The organism is Nocardia abscessus NBRC 100374, assembly GCF_000308455.1.
Taxonomy (GTDB): domain Bacteria; phylum Actinomycetota; class Actinomycetes; order Mycobacteriales; family Mycobacteriaceae; genus Nocardia; species Nocardia abscessus.
Genome location: NZ_BAFP01000025.1, coordinates 63,739 through 78,701, shown reverse-complemented (window position 1 = coordinate 78,701; position 14,963 = coordinate 63,739). Strand labels below are relative to the sequence as shown.

Here is a 14,963-nt window from a genome sequence, read left to right as displayed (position 1 = left end):
CGCGGCTCACTCCTTCGGCTGGTGCTCGGCGCCGGGCGGCAGGAACTTGCCCGCCGCCAGGCCGCCATCGACCGTCACCTCGGCGCCGGTGATGTAGGCCGCGGCATCGGAGGCCAGGAACGCGACCAGTTCGGCGACCTCCTCCGGCACGCCGGTGCGCTGCAACGGCAGGGACGGGAAGCTCCCCGGGCCGGTGGTGAGATACGGGACCATGGGCGTCGCGATCGGGCCGGGATGCACCGAGTTGACGCGAATCCCGGCCGGGCCAAGCTCCAGTGCGGCGGTTTTGGTCAGGCCGCGCAATCCCCACTTCGACGAGCCATAAGCGGCGTGTCCCATCAGCCCTTCCAGGCCCGCCTGCGAGGAGATGTTGACGATCGAGCCGCCGCCTGCCCGCGTCATCGGACCGACCACCGCCTGGATACCGCGGAACGGGCCGACCAGATTCACGCGAAGAATCCGCTCGAGCTCCTCGGGTGAGGTCTCGGTCAGCGGCCGGGCGGTGTAGATGGCGGCGTTGTTCACCAGGACGTCCAAGCTGCCGAACGCCGAGACCGCCAGGGCCGCGGCGGCATCCCAGTCGGCGCCGACGCTCACGTCGTGCCGGACGAAACGCGCCGCGCCGCCGAGGGATTCGGCCAGCTCGGCGCCTTCGGCTTCCAGCACGTCGGTGATCACCACGCGGGCGCCGCGCCGCACGAACAACCGTGCTTCGGCCGCGCCCTGTCCCCGGGCGCCGCCGGTGATCAGGGCGACCTTCCCATTGAGGTCAACCATGTTCAACTCCTCGATATGTCGGCGAAACGCCGGTCAGCTGTTGCGGAAGTGGGGGATGACTTTCTCGCCCCAGTGCCGGATGGTCTCCAGGCACGCCTCTTGCGGCACGGTGCCCATCTGGATGAGGCAGAGGATCTCGTCGGCGCCCGCCGCCTGCAGCCGCTCGACGTAGGCGATGGCGTCCTCGGGGCTGCCGTAGGCGTGCTCGACATTGAAGACCGAGGTGGCGCCGGTCTGCACGGGGATCTTGGCCTCGTGCAGGTAGGCCACGTGGTCGTCGGCGGCCTGCTTGATGGCGGCGACCTCGTCGGCGTTCGGATCGACGGCCTCGTCGGGCGCCGGGCCCGCACCGTAGTAGTGCTTGATGGACTGGGCGAAGAAGCGCTGCCCGCGGGCGCCGATCTGCTGTGCCTTCTCCCGGTCGTCCAGGACGATGGTCGGGCACAGCGCCGCGAAGTGGTCGTTCACGACGGTGGACACGAACCGCTCCCCGGTGCGGGCGGCGATCGCCTCGTCGTAGGTGCGCCGCAGCTCCGCGATCTCCTCCACACCGGCGAAACCGAGGACCAGCGCACCGATTCCGTAGTCGGCGGCCATCTTCAGCGTGTCCTTCTTGGTGCAGGCCATGAACAGCGGCGGATGCGGCAGCTGCTGCGGCCGCGGCAGCAGTGAATGCGGCGAGACCTGCAAAAGCTCACCGTGGTACTCGAATTCGGCTTCCGGGTCCTGCCACGCCTTACCGATCATCCGCAGCGATTCCTCGACCTCCTGATAGGTGCGCTCGGGGTCGACACCGCACATGGAGGTCTCGACCGGCGTCGCGCCGCGGCCCGCGCCGAGGTTCAGCCGGCCACCGGACAGCACGTCGAGCATCGCGGCGCGTTCGGCGGCCCGCACCGGGTGGTTGAAGTTGAACGGCATGCACACCACGCCGTGTCCGATCCTGATCCGCTCGGTCTTGGCGGCCACCCAGGTCAAGAAGACTTCCGGGGCGCTCATGTGCGCGTACCACTTCAGGCCGTGGTGTTCGACGGCCCAGACGGTGTCGAACCCCATCCGGTCGGCGAGCACCGCCTGCTCTACGCAGTCACGCAGCACCTGATGCTCGTGCTCGCGCGACGGGTCGGCCATCTGCGCTTCGAAGATCATCGAGAACTTCATCCGGTCTCCTTTTCGCTCGCCCGGTCGGGGCGCTGTCTGCGGTTTCGTCGAGGGGCTCGTCCCGGGGCGGGACCACCGAAAGCGGTATGCCTAATCGAAATATGACCGCCGGAACATCTCAGGTCAGGAGCTAGTCCCGCTGGCCGGGACCGTCCGGTGCCGGGGGTCGGTGGGCGTCCTAGCGTCGGTGAGCAAGCGATGGTCAGAGAGGACGGGAATCGGTGGGACAACTCGACGGCAAGGTGGCGCTGGTCACCGGCGGGGCGCGCGGTATGGGCGCCGAGCACGTGCGGCAGTTCGTCGCCCAGGGCGCGCGGGTGGTGTTCGGTGACGTACTCGATCACGAAGGAACGGCGCTGGCCGCCGAGCTGGGTGCCGCCGCGCGATACGTGCACCACGACGTGACCAGTGAAGCCGATTGGTCCGCCGCGGTGTCCGAGGCGGTCGGCCACTACGGGCGGCTCGACGCGGTGGTGAACAACGCGGGCATCCTGCGGTTCGTCCCGATCATCGAGATGGGCCTGGCGGACTTCACCACGATCATGACGGTCAACGTGACCGGCACCTGGCTCGGCATCAAGACCGCGGCGCCGGTGCTCGCCGAGACCGGAGGCGGATCGGTCGTCAACGTCTCCTCGGTGGAAGGTTTCGTCGGCGCTGCCGGTCTGTCCGCCTACAGTGCGAGCAAGTTCGCCATTCGCGGCATCACCAAGTCGGCCGCCCGGGAATTGGGCCACTTGGGCATCCGGGTCAACTCGCTGCATCCGGGCGGCATCGCCACCCCCATGACCGCGGGAGTGGCCGGAGCCTCCGGCGTCGACGGCGACGATTTCTTCGCGAGCCTGCCGATTCCGCGCTGGGGGCAGCCCGTCGAGGTCTCCCATGTGGCGGTGTTCCTGGCCTCGGACGCCGCAAGTTACTGCACCGGAGGCGAATTCGTCGTCGACGGCGGCATGCTCACCGGTTGCGGCTACTGACGGAAGCGATGCGATGACTCAGGAATTCGAATTCGACGTGGTGGTCGTCGGTTCCGGCGCGGCGGGCATGACGGCCGCCCTGACGGCCGCCTACCGCGGGCTGTCGGTGACGCTGATCGAGAAGAGCCGATTCTTCGGCGGTTCCACCGCACGGTCGGGCGGCGGTATCTGGATCCCCAACAACCCGGTATTGCAGCGCGAGGGGGTGCCCGACAGCCCGGAGCTGGCCCGCACCTACCTCAAAGCAGTTGTCGGCGAGCGGGTTCCCGAAGCCAAACAGCTGGCGTTCCTCGACCGCGGCCCCGAGATGATGCGCTACCTCGGCGCCCGCAGCAAATACTGGGAATTCGTCTACGACCGCGGCTACTCCGACTACCACCCGGAGTTCCCCGGCGGCCTGGCCCAGGGACGCAGTATCGAGCCCGCGCCCCTCGACGGCAGGCTGCTCGGCGGTGACCTGCACAAGATCAACCAACCGACCATGTCCGGTCCCAAGGGGATCGCCTTCACGGTCAGCGATTTCCACGACCTGAACATGATCGCCCGCACCTGGGCGGGCAAGCGCACCGCGATCAAGGTGGGTGTGCAGGCGGTGCGCAACAAGCTGCGCGGGCGGTTGCCGCTGAGCCTGGGCAAGGCGCTCGCGGCCCGGCTGTGGTTGTCGCTGCGTGACGCGGGTGTGCCGGTGTGGCTGAACACGCCGCTGACCGATCTGATCACCGAGGGCGACGCGGTGGTCGGCGTGCGCGCCGAGCACGACGGGACGCCGGTGGTGATCAAGGCGCGCCGCGGCGTGGTGCTGGCCGCAGGCGGCTTCGAACACAACCTGGAGATGCGCAAGCAGTACCTCAGCGGTCCACAGTCCACCGACTGGACCGTGGGCGCCACCGAGAACGTCGGTGAGGGCATCGTCGCAGGACAGAAGGCGGGTGGCGCGGTCGATCTGATGGACGATGCTTGGTGGGGCCCGTCCGTGCGCAACCCCGACGGGCCGCCGTTCTTCTGTCTGGCCGAGCGTGCCCAGCCCGGCGGCATCATGGTCAACCACGCCGGTCGGCGCTTCGTCAACGAATCGGCTCCGTACGTGAACGTCGTGCACACGATGTACGAGCAGGAAGCGACCGGCGTCGGCCACATTCCGGCGTACTTCGTCATGGATCAGCGCTTCCGGGACCGGTACCTGTTCCTGGGGAACTTCCCCAAACGCCCCCTGCCACAGAAGTACCTGGACGCCGGGATCGTCGAGCAGGCCGATACCCTCACCGAACTCGCGGCGAAAATCGGTGTGCCACCGGAGAACCTGACCGCCACGGTGCAGCGGTTCAACCATTTCGCCCGGGCCGGTCGCGACGAGGACTTCCGCCGCGGCGACTCCGCCTACGACCGCTACTACGGCGACCCGACCGTGCGGCCGAACCCCTGTCTGGCCCCGATCGAGCAGGGCCCGTTCTACGCGGTCGAGATGGTGCCCGGCGATCTGGGCACCAAGGGCGGCTTGGTCACCGACGAGCACGCTCGCGTCCTCGGCGCCGACGACCGGCCGATCGCGGGCCTGTACGCGGCGGGCAACAACTCGGCCTCGGTGATGGGCAACGACTACGCCGGAGCGGGCGCGACCATCGGTCCGGCCATGGTGTTCGGCTACATCGCCGCCGATCACCTCGCGGGCGGTGACCCGCGCGGAACCGCGAACTCGTCTGCACAGGCTGCGGCGACCCAGACCGAAGGAGATCGTTGATGGGACGGGTGGACGGCAAGAACGTCATCGTGACCGGCGGCGCCCGGGGCATGGGCGCCGCCTTCGCGCGACGACTGGTCGCCGAGCGCGCCACCGTGATGATCACCGACGTCCTGGTGGATGAAGGCGCCGCGCTGGCCGCCGAACTGGGCGACGCCGCGACCTTCCTGCCGCTCGACGTCACCGACGAGTCCGAGTGGAACGACGTGGTCGCCTACACCGAGAAGGTTTACGGGCCGGTCTCCGGCCTGGTCAACAACGCGGGCATCGTGCACGTCGATCCGATCGAGCAGCTGGCCGAAGCCGACTTCCGCAAGGTGATCGACGTCAACCAGGTCGGGGTGTTCCTCGGTATGAAGGCGGTGCTCGGGTCGATGCGCCGGGCCGGCGGCGGCTCCATCGTCAACATCTCCTCGATCGGCGGCATCATCGCCTTTTCCAACATCCTCGGCTACACCGCGTCCAAGTGGGCCGTGCGCGGCATGACCAAGACCGCGGCGCAGGAATTCGCCGCCGACGACATTCGCGTCAACTCGGTGCACCCCGGTGTCGTGGTCACCGAGATGACCGCCGATTCGGCGCGCTCACAGGGCATGTCGGGCAACCAGCCGATCCGCAGGCCGGGCCGTCCGGAGGAGCTTGCCAACCTGGTGCTGTTCCTGATCAGCGACGAGTCGAGCTTCAGCACCGGTTCGGAATTCGTGGCCGACGGGGGCTACACGTGCCTGTGACAACGCCCAGCAGGACAACCCGGCGGGCCGACCGCCGAGCGAGACAAGGAAATCAACCGTGAAGAACTTCGAGGGCAGGACCGCGGTGATCACCGGCGCGGGCGCCGGCATCGGCCGGGCAGTGGCGGTCGAACTCGCCCGGCGCGGCGCCAGGCTGGCGCTGTCGGGCCGCAACGTGGAGAACGTCGCCGAGACCGCGGCGCTGTGCGGCAAGGAAGGCGCCCGAGCCCGCGCCTACCAGCTGGACGTGACCGACCGGGACGCCGTCTACCGCCACGCCGACGAGGTGGCCGGTGACTTCGGCGGTATCAACCTGGTCGTCAACAATGCCGGAGTCTCGCTGACCGCCAACGTGGAAGAACTCAGCTGGGCGGACTTCGAATGGATCGTCGGCATCAACTTCTGGGGCGTCGCGTATGGCACCAAGGCGTTCCTGCCCCATGTGATCGCCTCCGGTGACGGGCACATCGCCAACGTGTCGAGCATGTTCGGCCTGGCCGCGTGCCCCAGCCAGGGCGCCTACAGCGCGACGAAATTCGCGATCCGGGCCTTCACCGACGCGCTGCGGCAGGAGATGAACATCGCCGGGCACGCGGTGGGCGTCAGCAGCGTCCACCCCGGCATGATCAAGACCGAGATCGCCTGGAAGGCGCGCGCGGGCGGCGATCGCGATCGCGACGCGCTGGCCGCCAACTTCGACCGGCTGGCCAAGACCACCCCCGAGCAGGCCGCGCGGGTCATCGTGAACGGTATACGCAAGAACAAGGCGAAGATTTTGATCGGTACGGACGCGCGTGTGATCGACTGGCTGCCACGAATCTTCGGCGCCGGATACCAGAAGATCCTTACCGCTCAGATGAAGAACGAAGTCGCTTAGCAGTTTTCGGTCGAATGCGAGATCGCCCGGGCTCTCGTGGCGGACAGGGTTTCGTGAGCGATTGCGGGCGGTGGCCGACGCGCTGGCGTTACCGGACACCGTCGACGTGGCAGCCGCGGCAGCGGTGTACGTCGACGGTGTTCCGCTGGTCGGGCTCGTCGCCGAGCACGACCATCGCGTCGCACGCTGATCGCGGTGCGGACGGTGGAATGCCACCGGGCGCTCAGTATCGAGCCGCATACGAACGCAGGACGCGTTTGAGAACCTTCCCGCCCGCGTTGCGGGGTAGGGACGCCACGAACTCGATGCGGCGCGGGATCTTGTACCCGGCCATTCGGGTTCGCGCCCACGCGGTGATCTCCGCCGCGTCGATGGGCACCGGTGCCTCGCGGACCACGAAGGCGCACCCCACCTCGCCCAGTCGGCGGTCGGGGATGCCGACCACTGCCGCTTCGCGAATACCCGGATGGGTGAGCAGGATTCGCTCGATCTCGGCGGGATAGGCGTTGAAACCGCCGACGACGAACATGTCCGCGAGGCGGTCGGTGACGCGCAGGTAGCCATCGGCGTCCAGGGTGCCGATGTCACCGGTGTGCAACCAACCCTCGGAATCCACGGCGGTCGCGGAGGCGTCGGGATCATCGAGGTAGCCGTGCATCACGTTGGGACCACGAACCACGATCTCGCCGGGCTCACCGGCCGGTAAAGGCCGCCCGGACCTGTCCACGATCCGAAGCCGCACGCCGGGCAGCGCTTTTCCCACGGTGCCCGCGACGAGATTCGCGGGGGCATCGGGCGAGCAAACCGTGGCGACGCCGGTCGATTCGGTCAGCCCGTATCCGGTGAACACCTTTTCCACACCCAGATCACGGCGGATCCGTTCTACCAACCCGCTCGGCACGCTCGCTCCACCTGTGCCCGCCAGCCGCAGTGAACTCAGATCCCGGTCCTTGCGCCGGTCGCAGGCGAGCAGGTCGTAGAAGAGCGTCGGGGGACCCGTCAGCACGGTGATCCGCTCGCGTTCGACGACGCCGAGCACCTGCTCGGGATCGAATCGGTGCACCGGCACCATGGTGGCGCCGCGCAGCAGACACGCGATGATCCCCGCCTTGTACCCGAAGGTGTGGGCGAACGGGTTGACCAGCAGGTATCTGTCGTCGCCGGAGAGCGACACCGCCTCGGCCCAACGGGTGAACGCCTCGATCGTCTGCCGATGGGTGGCGGGCACCCCCTTCGACACGCCCGTGGTGCCGGAGGTGAACAGGATGTCGGAGACCGCCTCGGGATCCACGGACGAACTCCGCGCCTCGGCCTCCCGCACAGGTACGCCGGTGCCGAGCGCGAGAAACCGATGCCACGACAGCACATCGAGCCCTTCGTCCCGGGTGTCGTCGAGGAGTATCGTCGTCCGCAGATCCTGCAGCGCGCGGCCTGATTCCCGCAGCATTCCCACGTAGTCGTTGCCAAGGAAGTCGCCGGAGGTCAACAGCATGCGGCACCGGCTACGAGCGAGCACATCGGCTGCCTCGCAACCGCGTAGCCGAGTGCTGATCGGGACGAGCGTCGCCCCCGCGCCGAGCGCGCCGAGCGCGGCGATCACCCAGCGCGCACCGTTGGGCGCCCAGATCGCTACCCGGTCGCCGGGGCGCACCACCGATCGCGCCATCATCGCCCGCGTGACGCGCTGTGCCGCGGCGGCGAGTTCGGCGTAGGTGAGCTGCCGCCGCTGCGGGGTCACCACCGCGACGCGTGCGCCGTCGCGCCGAGCCCGGTCGGCCAGCACCGCGGGAATCGTCGCGAGCTCACCGGTCGCACGCCGTCGATCCATGGGGCGATCGTGCCGGACCAACCGCTCGATGCGGTCCGATCACCGCCACATGTCCCGCTGACCGGGAACCATTCCTTCCCGAGACACGCATCGTGCCGAGCGGATACTCGCGCGCTGTCGCCGTACCGGCGGCCGTGGGACCTGCTCGAACGGGCGCGGTCGTCGATCCTGCTCAGCGGGACCACGGCTACGGCATGTGACCGCAGGCACGGCACGCTCGAATCGGGCGACAGGTGTGCGCGCCGCGGTTCGCACCCGGCACGGCACAGTCCGCTATACCAGATCCGAAGCGCGCTGGGGCGCGCGGTGTTCAGTGAGTGCTAAGGAGTGACATGACCGCCGGAGCAGAGCTAGCGGAGCGAAACGACGAGGCAGCGGGCGCGGCGGTCGTCGAACTCGACGGTGCCTGTTCGCTGTCGCGGGACCGAATCGGCGGGAAAGCATGGAGCGTCAACCGCATGCGCGCACTCGGTCTCGCCGTGCCGCCCGCGTTCGTCATCACCATCGACGGCTGGGCCGACTTCGCGGCGCGTGGAGTGATCAGCAAGGACATCTGGTGTGCGGTCCGCGCGGGCATCGCCGCGCTGGAACGAGGTACCGGACGGAGCTTCGGATCCGGCGCCCGCCCGCTGCTGGTGTCGGTGCGCTCGGGTGCGGCGGTGAGCATGCCGGGGATGATGGACACGGTGCTGAACCTCGGCATGAACGAGGTTGTCGCACGAGCGCTGGCGGCGGAGACCGGTAACTCGGACTACGCGGGCGATACCCGGGAACGCTTTCGCACCCAATATCGCGAGACCGTGTTGGGTGATCCGGCCGGTGCGGTGCCCGAGGACCCGTGGGAGCAGTTGCGCGCGGCCATCAGCGCCGTGTTCCGGTCCTGGGATTCGCCCCGGGCGCAGACCTACCGGCGCAATCGCGGCGTGTCCGGAACCCTGGGCACCGCGGTGACGGTGCAGGCCATGGTCTTCGGCAATCTCGACGAGAAATCCGGCACCGGTGTGCTGTTCAGCCGCAACCCGAACACCGGGGAGCGCGCGATGTTCGGCGAATGGCTGGTCGGGGGACAGGGCGAGGACGTGGTGTCGGGCCGGACGACCCCGCGACCGCTGGCGGAGCTGGCCGCCGCGCAGCCGCAGGTCCACCGCCAACTCGTCGCGGCGGCCGACCTGCTGGAACGCGATGGCCGCGATATCCAGGACATCGAATTCACCGTCGAATCCGGCGCACTGTGGCTGTTGCAGTCCCGCCCCGCCAAGCGCTCGGCGCGGGCGGCGGTGCGGGCCGCGGTGGCGATGGCCGAGGAGGGACTCATCGGGACCGACGAGGCGCTGAGCCGGGTCACCGCCGAGCAGGTGCGGGCCGTGCTGCGTCCGGCGACCGGTGAGACCACCGGGGCACCGCTGGCCCGCGGTGAATCCGCTTGTCCAGGACTGGCGGCGGGCGTCGCCGTGAGCGATCCGCACGAGGCGGAGCGCCGCGCCGAGGCCGGCGAGGACGTGATCCTGGTGCGCCCGACCACCAGCCCCGACGATCTGCACGGCATGATCGCCGCTCGCGGGATCGTCACCGGACTGGGCGGCGTCACGTCGCATGCCGCGCTGGTCAGCCGTGAAATCGGCAGGCCGTGCGTGGTCGGCTGCGGTCCGGGCGTCGTCGCGGCGCTCGTCGGCAGGCTCGTCACCGTGGACGGGGGCGCGGGCACGGTGTGGCCGGGCCGGGTCGAAGGCAGAGCCGTCGACGCGAGCACCCTCGCGGATGCGGGCAGGCTGGCCGGCTGGGCGGGCACCGACGTCGACGGATTGGCGGCGTGGCTGGACGCGCGGGCGGCCGCGGGCCCCACCCGAAACGAGGCGGAGCCCTCGGCGACGGTGACCGACATTCCCGACCTCGATCTGCTGCGGCTGATCGGGATCAAAGGCCGTGCCGCGCACGACGCGCTCGCCGCGGGCGTCGGTGCGGCGGCCGAGTCCGTCGCCGTCCGATGCGAGGAGCTGGTGGCCCAAGGCCTCTGCGCCGCCACGCCGATCGGGGTGCGCCTCACACCGGAAGGCAGACAGTACTTGGACGGCCTGCTGGCGACGGAGCGACGGGCGGTCGACCGGGCCCAGATCGCCTCCGTCTATGCCGAATTCTGTGCGTTCAACGGCGATCTCAAGCAGATCGTGACCGCGTGGCAGATGAAGGATCCGGCCACTGTCAACGATCACGCCGACACCGACTACGACGGTGCGGTACTGGCCCGGCTGAGCGAACTGCACGGTGTGGTGCAGCCGCTGCTGCGGCGGATCGGCGACGTCGCGCCGCGGCTGGCCCGTTACTCCGCCCGGTTCGCGCAGGCGATCGAGCGGATCGCGGCCGGTGATCACGCCTGGGTCGCGCGGCCCGTGCTGGACAGCTACCACACCGTGTGGTTCGAACTGCACGAGGACCTGATCGGACTGTGCGGCCTGAGCCGCGCCGACGAGGCGGCGGCCGGCCGTGCCCACTGAGACCGCGGGAGAAGCCACTGTGCCGGAGGACCGGTGGGTCGAGTTCGCCCAGATCGACAACGTGCGCGATCTGGGCGGGCTGCCCGTGCGGGGCGGCGGGACCACCCGCCTCGGGGTGGTCTACCGCTCCAGCACTCCGCAGCATCTCACCGAAGCCGATCTGGCGAAACTGCTCGGACCGCTCGGCCTGCGCACGCTGATCGATCTGCGGCTGCCCGACGAAGTGGAGCGCGAGGGCTACGGACTGCTGGCAGGCACGGATGTGCGGCGGGTATGCCTTCCGGTGCGGAAGTCGCCGCAATCCTCGCTGGCGGCAAGGGATCTGGTCCCCGACGCCGGCCGGGTCGACTTGGTGGACCTCTACGGCAAGCTGCTGGCCGGCAGCGCCGACTCCATCCTGGCGGCCGTGCGGCTCGTCGTCGACGCCGGCGGCCATTCGGTGCTGTTCCACTGTGCCGCGGGCAAGGACCGCACCGGTGTGCTCGCCGCGGTGCTGCTCGACGCGGTCGGCGTGCCGCCGGAGGCGATCGCGGTGGACTACGCGCTCACCGGTGAACGCATGCAGCGGGTCCGCGACCGGCTCGACGCGCTCCCGTCCTACGCGGGCCTGCCCCCGGTCAGCACCGGCATCCTGGGTGTCGAAGCCGACGTGATGCGGCGTTTCCTCGCCGATCTGTCCGCCGAACACGGCGGCGCGGGCGAATGGTTGCTGACCAGCGGTCTGAGCCGGGCGGAGCTGACCCGTCTGCGCGAAGTGCTCACCGTGCCAGAACTGTGATCCGCGCTCGCGCTACTTCTGGACACCAGGAGCCGTGACGATCGACAGCACGGACAGACGAGAGAGCGGGCCGGTGGATACCATCCACCGGCCCGCTCTCTCGTCTACGACTACTGAGGCAGCAGCTTGCCTTTCAGCGCTTCCAGCGTCGCGCCGTCGATGCCGAGCCCGTCGGAGACGAACCGGTCGAACGACCCGAACGACGCACCGGCCTGGTCGAAGGCGGCGTCGAGGTAGTCACCGCTCACGCCGAGGATCGGATCGAACAGCGCGGGATCGGTGACCAGCCCTTTGGCCACCAGGCCGTCCATCAGCGCCTTGTTTCCCGCGGCCAGATTGTCGTTCGATTCCAGATAGTCCTTGTACACCTGGCCCTTCGGGACACCGAGCGCCGTCATCAGGATCGCGGTCATCCAGCCGGTGCGGTCTTTGCCCGCGGTGCAGTGGAACAGCACCGGCCCGTTCGCGGTCGCGATATCGCGGATGGTGGCCCCGAACTGCGTGCGGGCCGTCGCGTCGGTGACCATCCAGCGGTAGTAGTCGCGCATGATTCCGGCGGCCTTGCCGTCACCGAACATCTGCTGCTGCACCGCAGGACCGCCCTGCACTGCCTTGCCCACCATCACGTAGAAATCGTTGCCCGGGTCGTACACCGGACGGGCGAGCGAAGGAATCGACGCGGGCAGCTTGTCGGGGTTGGCCCCGGACTCCGCCGGGCTGCGGAAATCGATCACCTTGGTGATGCCGGAGGTCACCAGCTTCTGCTGGTCGGCGGCGGTGAGCTTGTCCAGGGCGTCGGTGCGGAAAACGACGCCCGTACGCAGTTTGCCATCGCCCTGGGTGGGATAGTCACCGATATCCCGGGCATTCGGGGCTGCCGATAGGTGCATGGAACGGTCGTGCACGGTGTGCACGAGCCCAGGGCCCGCCAGCGCGGTCGTGGTGGACGGGAACACGGCGATCAATGCGGCGGCGACACCGGTCATCGCACCGCGAATGGCACGCGAAATCGTCACTGGATCATTCCTTCCATAGGGTCGCGGCCCGGCGACGCCGAGCCGGCAGATGGCCGGAGTGCGCGACCCCGGCCACAGTTCAGGCGTCGGCGAGCAGGGTGACCGTGCCGGCCGATCCGTCGACGCGCACCCGCTGCCCATCGGCCAGGCCGGTGCTCGCGGTCTTGGTGTCGACGACGCAAGGGATGCCGAATTCCCGGGCCACGATGGCGGCGTGTGAAGCCGAGCCGCCGATGTCGGTGACCACCGCGGCCGCGTAGGCGAACATCGCGGTGTGCCCGGTGTCGGTGACCGAGGCCACCAGGATGTCGCCCGGATCGATGTCGTCGTCGAGGGACAGCACCCGTTTCACCGTGCCCTCCACGACCCCTGGGCACACCCCGATACCGGTCAGGCTCTCCCCGGGCGCCAGAGCGTCCACGTCCGGTAGCGGCGCCCAATCGCCCGCGATCACATCCGGCATCCGCACGCCCTGCAACCGGGTCAGCTCCGCCCGCCGACGTGCTACGCGCTCGGCCATGTCGGTGGGCGCCCAAAGGATCTCATCGAGCGTGAGGAAGCAGGCGTCCTCGGCTTGCTGGAGCCGCCCGGCCCGGATCAGCCGTTCCGCTCGCTCGCGCACGGCGAGGCGCAGGCAGTGGGTGTACCGGACGACGGCATCGCGGACGCGTTCGCGCGCCATCGTCGCACCGGCCGCCATCCGCGCGGTGCGCACCGGCGACGGGTCGACCGGCTCCCGCTCGGGTGCGGGCATCTCGGCGGCTCGGGCGGCGGCGATCACCAGCAGTTCGGGTCGATCACCGAAAGTCGGGTTGAGCAGTTCGCACTCACCCGGTCCACGGTGCCCGACCTTCCGGAGCTCCTCGTCCAGGGCGGCGGAGAAAGCCGGGGAGATCGCCCGAGCCGTGGTGACGTCCCCCGCGTGTGCCGCTTTGTGCAACGCGGTGTCGGTGCGGCACAATCCGGCGAGCCGTTCGACGGCGAGCATGGTGCGGGCCGACTCCAGCCGCTCCAGATCGATCGGCACGGCCGCGGATTCCTTACCGCGGGAATGGATGGCCGTCGCCGCGCCGGTCATCATCACGCCGATGGATGCCGCCGCCCAGGACTGATTCAGCCGGTCCCGCCACAGCAGTGCTCTGGCATGGAGTTGCTCGTCGGTGAGTTCGCGAATCGCCTCGGCGCCCATGCATTCCTGATGCGCCGCGGCGTTGATCCCCTCGGTGGTCTCGCGATACCGCAGCGCGGTGCGCAGCACCCGGCCCGCCGCGCGCCACGTGGCGCGGGTACTGGCGAAGCCGGTCGGCGTGGGTGGTTTGCCGTGCGGGGTCAGGGAGATCTCCGCCGGGATGTTGCCGTAGACGTCGCGACGGATGCTCTGCTCGTCCCAGCCCGGCATATTCTCCGCGGCCAGCACGCCGATGGAGGCGTTGATGTAGATGTGGTGGCCGAGCACGGTCGTCACGCGACTGGTCCAGTGCTCCAGCGCTATTCCCTCCAGCGCGATCATCCGGCCCATCGCCGCGTTGGCCAGCCGGATCGCGCCCGCTTGCAGGTCGACGGTCAGCGGTGTCAACGGCCCGGGCAGCGCCTCGGAGGTATTCGTCGCGGTGTGCACCGGATAGGCCGGGTCGACGCGATCGTCGAACTCGCCCTCGAGTCCGTCCGGTGCGACCGACACCAGGGCATGCCCGTCGGACGTGCTCGCCCGAGTGGGTATCACGTAGCTGGGCAAGGGGATCGCGCCGGCCTCGGTGACGAAGTCGTCCCCATCGAACCTGCGGCCGACGAGACCGCGGACGATGTCGGCAGCGACGTCCGAAGCGTTCCAGCCACAGCGGAAGCCCCACTCCTCGCGCGCCGCCGTCGCGTCCAGCAGCGGTACATCCCGGGTGCGGGACACCCATCGGGACGTCCGCGTGCCTGCCGCCCGGACGATGCGGCGCGCCTCCTCGTGCGAAATCACGCCGGAGGCGGCCAGTTCGACAACGCCGGTGCGCGGCGACCCCGCGGCCAGCACCAGGAAACGTTCGAAGTCGTCGGTGTGCAGCACCTGCGGCCCGCTCGTCCGGCGAGAACCCAGCAACGGCGCCAGGATGCGCCAATTCTCGCGCTCGATACGCCTGCCCGCCACCGGCGCGGTGCGCACGATCAGAGCCTGCACTTCGCTGGATCGGACGACGTCGGCGGCGATCGAATCCGAACCCGCGACCACGGGGACCACGATCCGGGCTCCGGCGGCTCGGGCCGCCTCGGCGATCGCGGCGTGCGAACCGCCGAGGTGTACCACCGTCGCGCAGCCGGCGACGGCCTGTGCGCAGTTCGATGGACCGGCCGGATCGCCGGTGATCACCTGGACCCGTGGGTCGACGTACCGGTGCCGCTCACGGTCGAGCCCGACGACTTGGTAACCGGCGGCCAGCAGCATGCGCGCCACCGCGCGACCGGTCGGATCGGAAATTCCGGTGACCAGGACCCGCATGAACAATTCCTCCTCGCTGGCGTCCACGCAGACGTGACGCCGTTCACACACCATCGCCACCGGGTGAGCGAGCGACGGCTCGCAGTCCCGATGAACGGGACCGGTG

Annotated in this window: 11 protein-coding genes; 6 read left to right on the top strand and 5 right to left on the bottom strand. The window is 69.4% G+C overall.

Going from position 1 to position 14,963, the window contains the following annotated elements; genetic code table 11:
• Nucleotides 1–6: 6 nt before the first annotated feature.
• On the bottom strand, nt 7–777 hold the full coding sequence (locus tag ON19_RS04235; RefSeq protein ID WP_043687057.1) for an SDR family NAD(P)-dependent oxidoreductase: 771 nt from the start codon (nt 775–777) through the stop codon (nt 7–9).
• A gap of 33 nt (nt 778–810) precedes the next feature.
• Nucleotides 811–1,938, bottom strand: coding sequence for an LLM class flavin-dependent oxidoreductase (locus tag ON19_RS04230; protein ID WP_043687053.1), 1,128 nt, complete (start codon nt 1,936–1,938; stop codon nt 811–813).
• 221 nt (nt 1,939–2,159) lie between these two features.
• Here ON19_RS04230 and ON19_RS04225 point away from each other — a divergent pair, with 221 nt between their 5' ends.
• The 4 genes from ON19_RS04225 to ON19_RS04210 are packed head-to-tail and all read left to right on the top strand — an operon-like array spanning nt 2,160 to nt 6,261.
• Nucleotides 2,160–2,915: a glucose 1-dehydrogenase gene (locus tag ON19_RS04225; RefSeq protein ID WP_043687049.1), complete on the top strand. Its 756-nt coding sequence runs from the start codon at nt 2,160–2,162 to the stop codon at nt 2,913–2,915.
• Nucleotides 2,916–2,928: 13 nt separating this feature from the next.
• Nucleotides 2,929–4,653, top strand: coding sequence for a 3-oxosteroid 1-dehydrogenase (gene kstD, locus ON19_RS04220; protein ID WP_051168513.1), 1,725 nt, complete (start codon nt 2,929–2,931; stop codon nt 4,651–4,653).
• On the top strand, nt 4,653–5,384 hold the full coding sequence (locus ON19_RS04215; RefSeq protein ID WP_043687046.1) for a glucose 1-dehydrogenase: 732 nt from the start codon (nt 4,653–4,655) through the stop codon (nt 5,382–5,384). The genes kstD and ON19_RS04215 overlap by 1 nt, the downstream gene beginning before the upstream one ends.
• A 58-nt stretch (nt 5,385–5,442) precedes the next feature.
• Nucleotides 5,443–6,261 carry an SDR family NAD(P)-dependent oxidoreductase gene (locus tag ON19_RS04210; RefSeq protein ID WP_043687041.1) on the top strand — a complete coding sequence of 273 codons (819 nt, stop codon included), beginning with the start codon at nt 5,443–5,445 and terminating at the stop codon, nt 6,259–6,261.
• Between the two features lie 223 nt (nt 6,262–6,484).
• Here the strand turns inward: ON19_RS04210 and ON19_RS04205 are convergent, their stop codons facing one another.
• Nucleotides 6,485–8,089: a FadD3 family acyl-CoA ligase gene (locus ON19_RS04205; RefSeq protein WP_043687038.1), complete on the bottom strand. Its 1,605-nt coding sequence runs from the start codon at nt 8,087–8,089 to the stop codon at nt 6,485–6,487.
• Nucleotides 8,090–8,421: 332 nt separating this feature from the next.
• Between ON19_RS04205 and ON19_RS43100 the strand changes: the two genes are divergently transcribed.
• Nucleotides 8,422–10,581 (top strand): pyruvate, phosphate dikinase, encoded by a 2,160-nt coding sequence (locus ON19_RS43100; protein ID WP_051168512.1) that lies wholly within the window; start codon nt 8,422–8,424, stop codon nt 10,579–10,581.
• Nucleotides 10,571–11,359 (top strand): tyrosine-protein phosphatase, encoded by a 789-nt coding sequence (locus ON19_RS04195; protein WP_083899128.1) that lies wholly within the window; start codon nt 10,571–10,573, stop codon nt 11,357–11,359. Before ON19_RS43100 ends, ON19_RS04195 begins: the two co-directional genes overlap by 11 nt.
• Before the next feature lie 110 nt (nt 11,360–11,469).
• Here the strand turns inward: ON19_RS04195 and ON19_RS04190 are convergent, their stop codons facing one another.
• A complete protein-coding gene (locus ON19_RS04190) occupies nt 11,470–12,375 on the bottom strand; it encodes a tyrosine-protein phosphatase (RefSeq protein ID WP_043687032.1) in 906 nt (301 codons plus the stop codon).
• 79 nt (nt 12,376–12,454) lie between these two features.
• Complete coding sequence (locus ON19_RS04185) at nt 12,455–14,911, bottom strand: PEP-utilizing enzyme (protein ID WP_255218365.1); 2,457 nt, start codon at nt 14,909–14,911, stop codon at nt 12,455–12,457.
• Nucleotides 14,912–14,963: the final 52 nt, after the last annotated feature.

Excerpts from the sequence above, each read along its gene's own strand:
- ON19_RS04235 (WP_043687057.1), bottom strand. The coding sequence starts at position 777 with ATGGTTGACCTCAATGGGAAGGTCGCCCTGATCACCGGCGGCGCCCGG.
- ON19_RS04230 (WP_043687053.1), bottom strand. The coding sequence starts at position 1,938 with ATGAAGTTCTCGATGATCTTCGAAGCGCAGATGGCCGACCCGTCGCGC.
- kstD (WP_051168513.1), top strand. The coding sequence starts at position 2,929 with ATGACTCAGGAATTCGAATTCGACGTGGTGGTCGTCGGTTCCGGCGCG.
- ON19_RS04215 (WP_043687046.1), top strand. The coding sequence starts at position 4,653 with ATGGGACGGGTGGACGGCAAGAACGTCATCGTGACCGGCGGCGCCCGG.
- ON19_RS04205 (WP_043687038.1), bottom strand. The coding sequence starts at position 8,089 with ATGGATCGACGGCGTGCGACCGGTGAGCTCGCGACGATTCCCGCGGTG.
- ON19_RS43100 (WP_051168512.1), top strand. The coding sequence starts at position 8,422 with ATGACCGCCGGAGCAGAGCTAGCGGAGCGAAACGACGAGGCAGCGGGC.
- ON19_RS04185 (WP_255218365.1), bottom strand. The coding sequence starts at position 14,911 with ATGGTGTGTGAACGGCGTCACGTCTGCGTGGACGCCAGCGAGGAGGAA.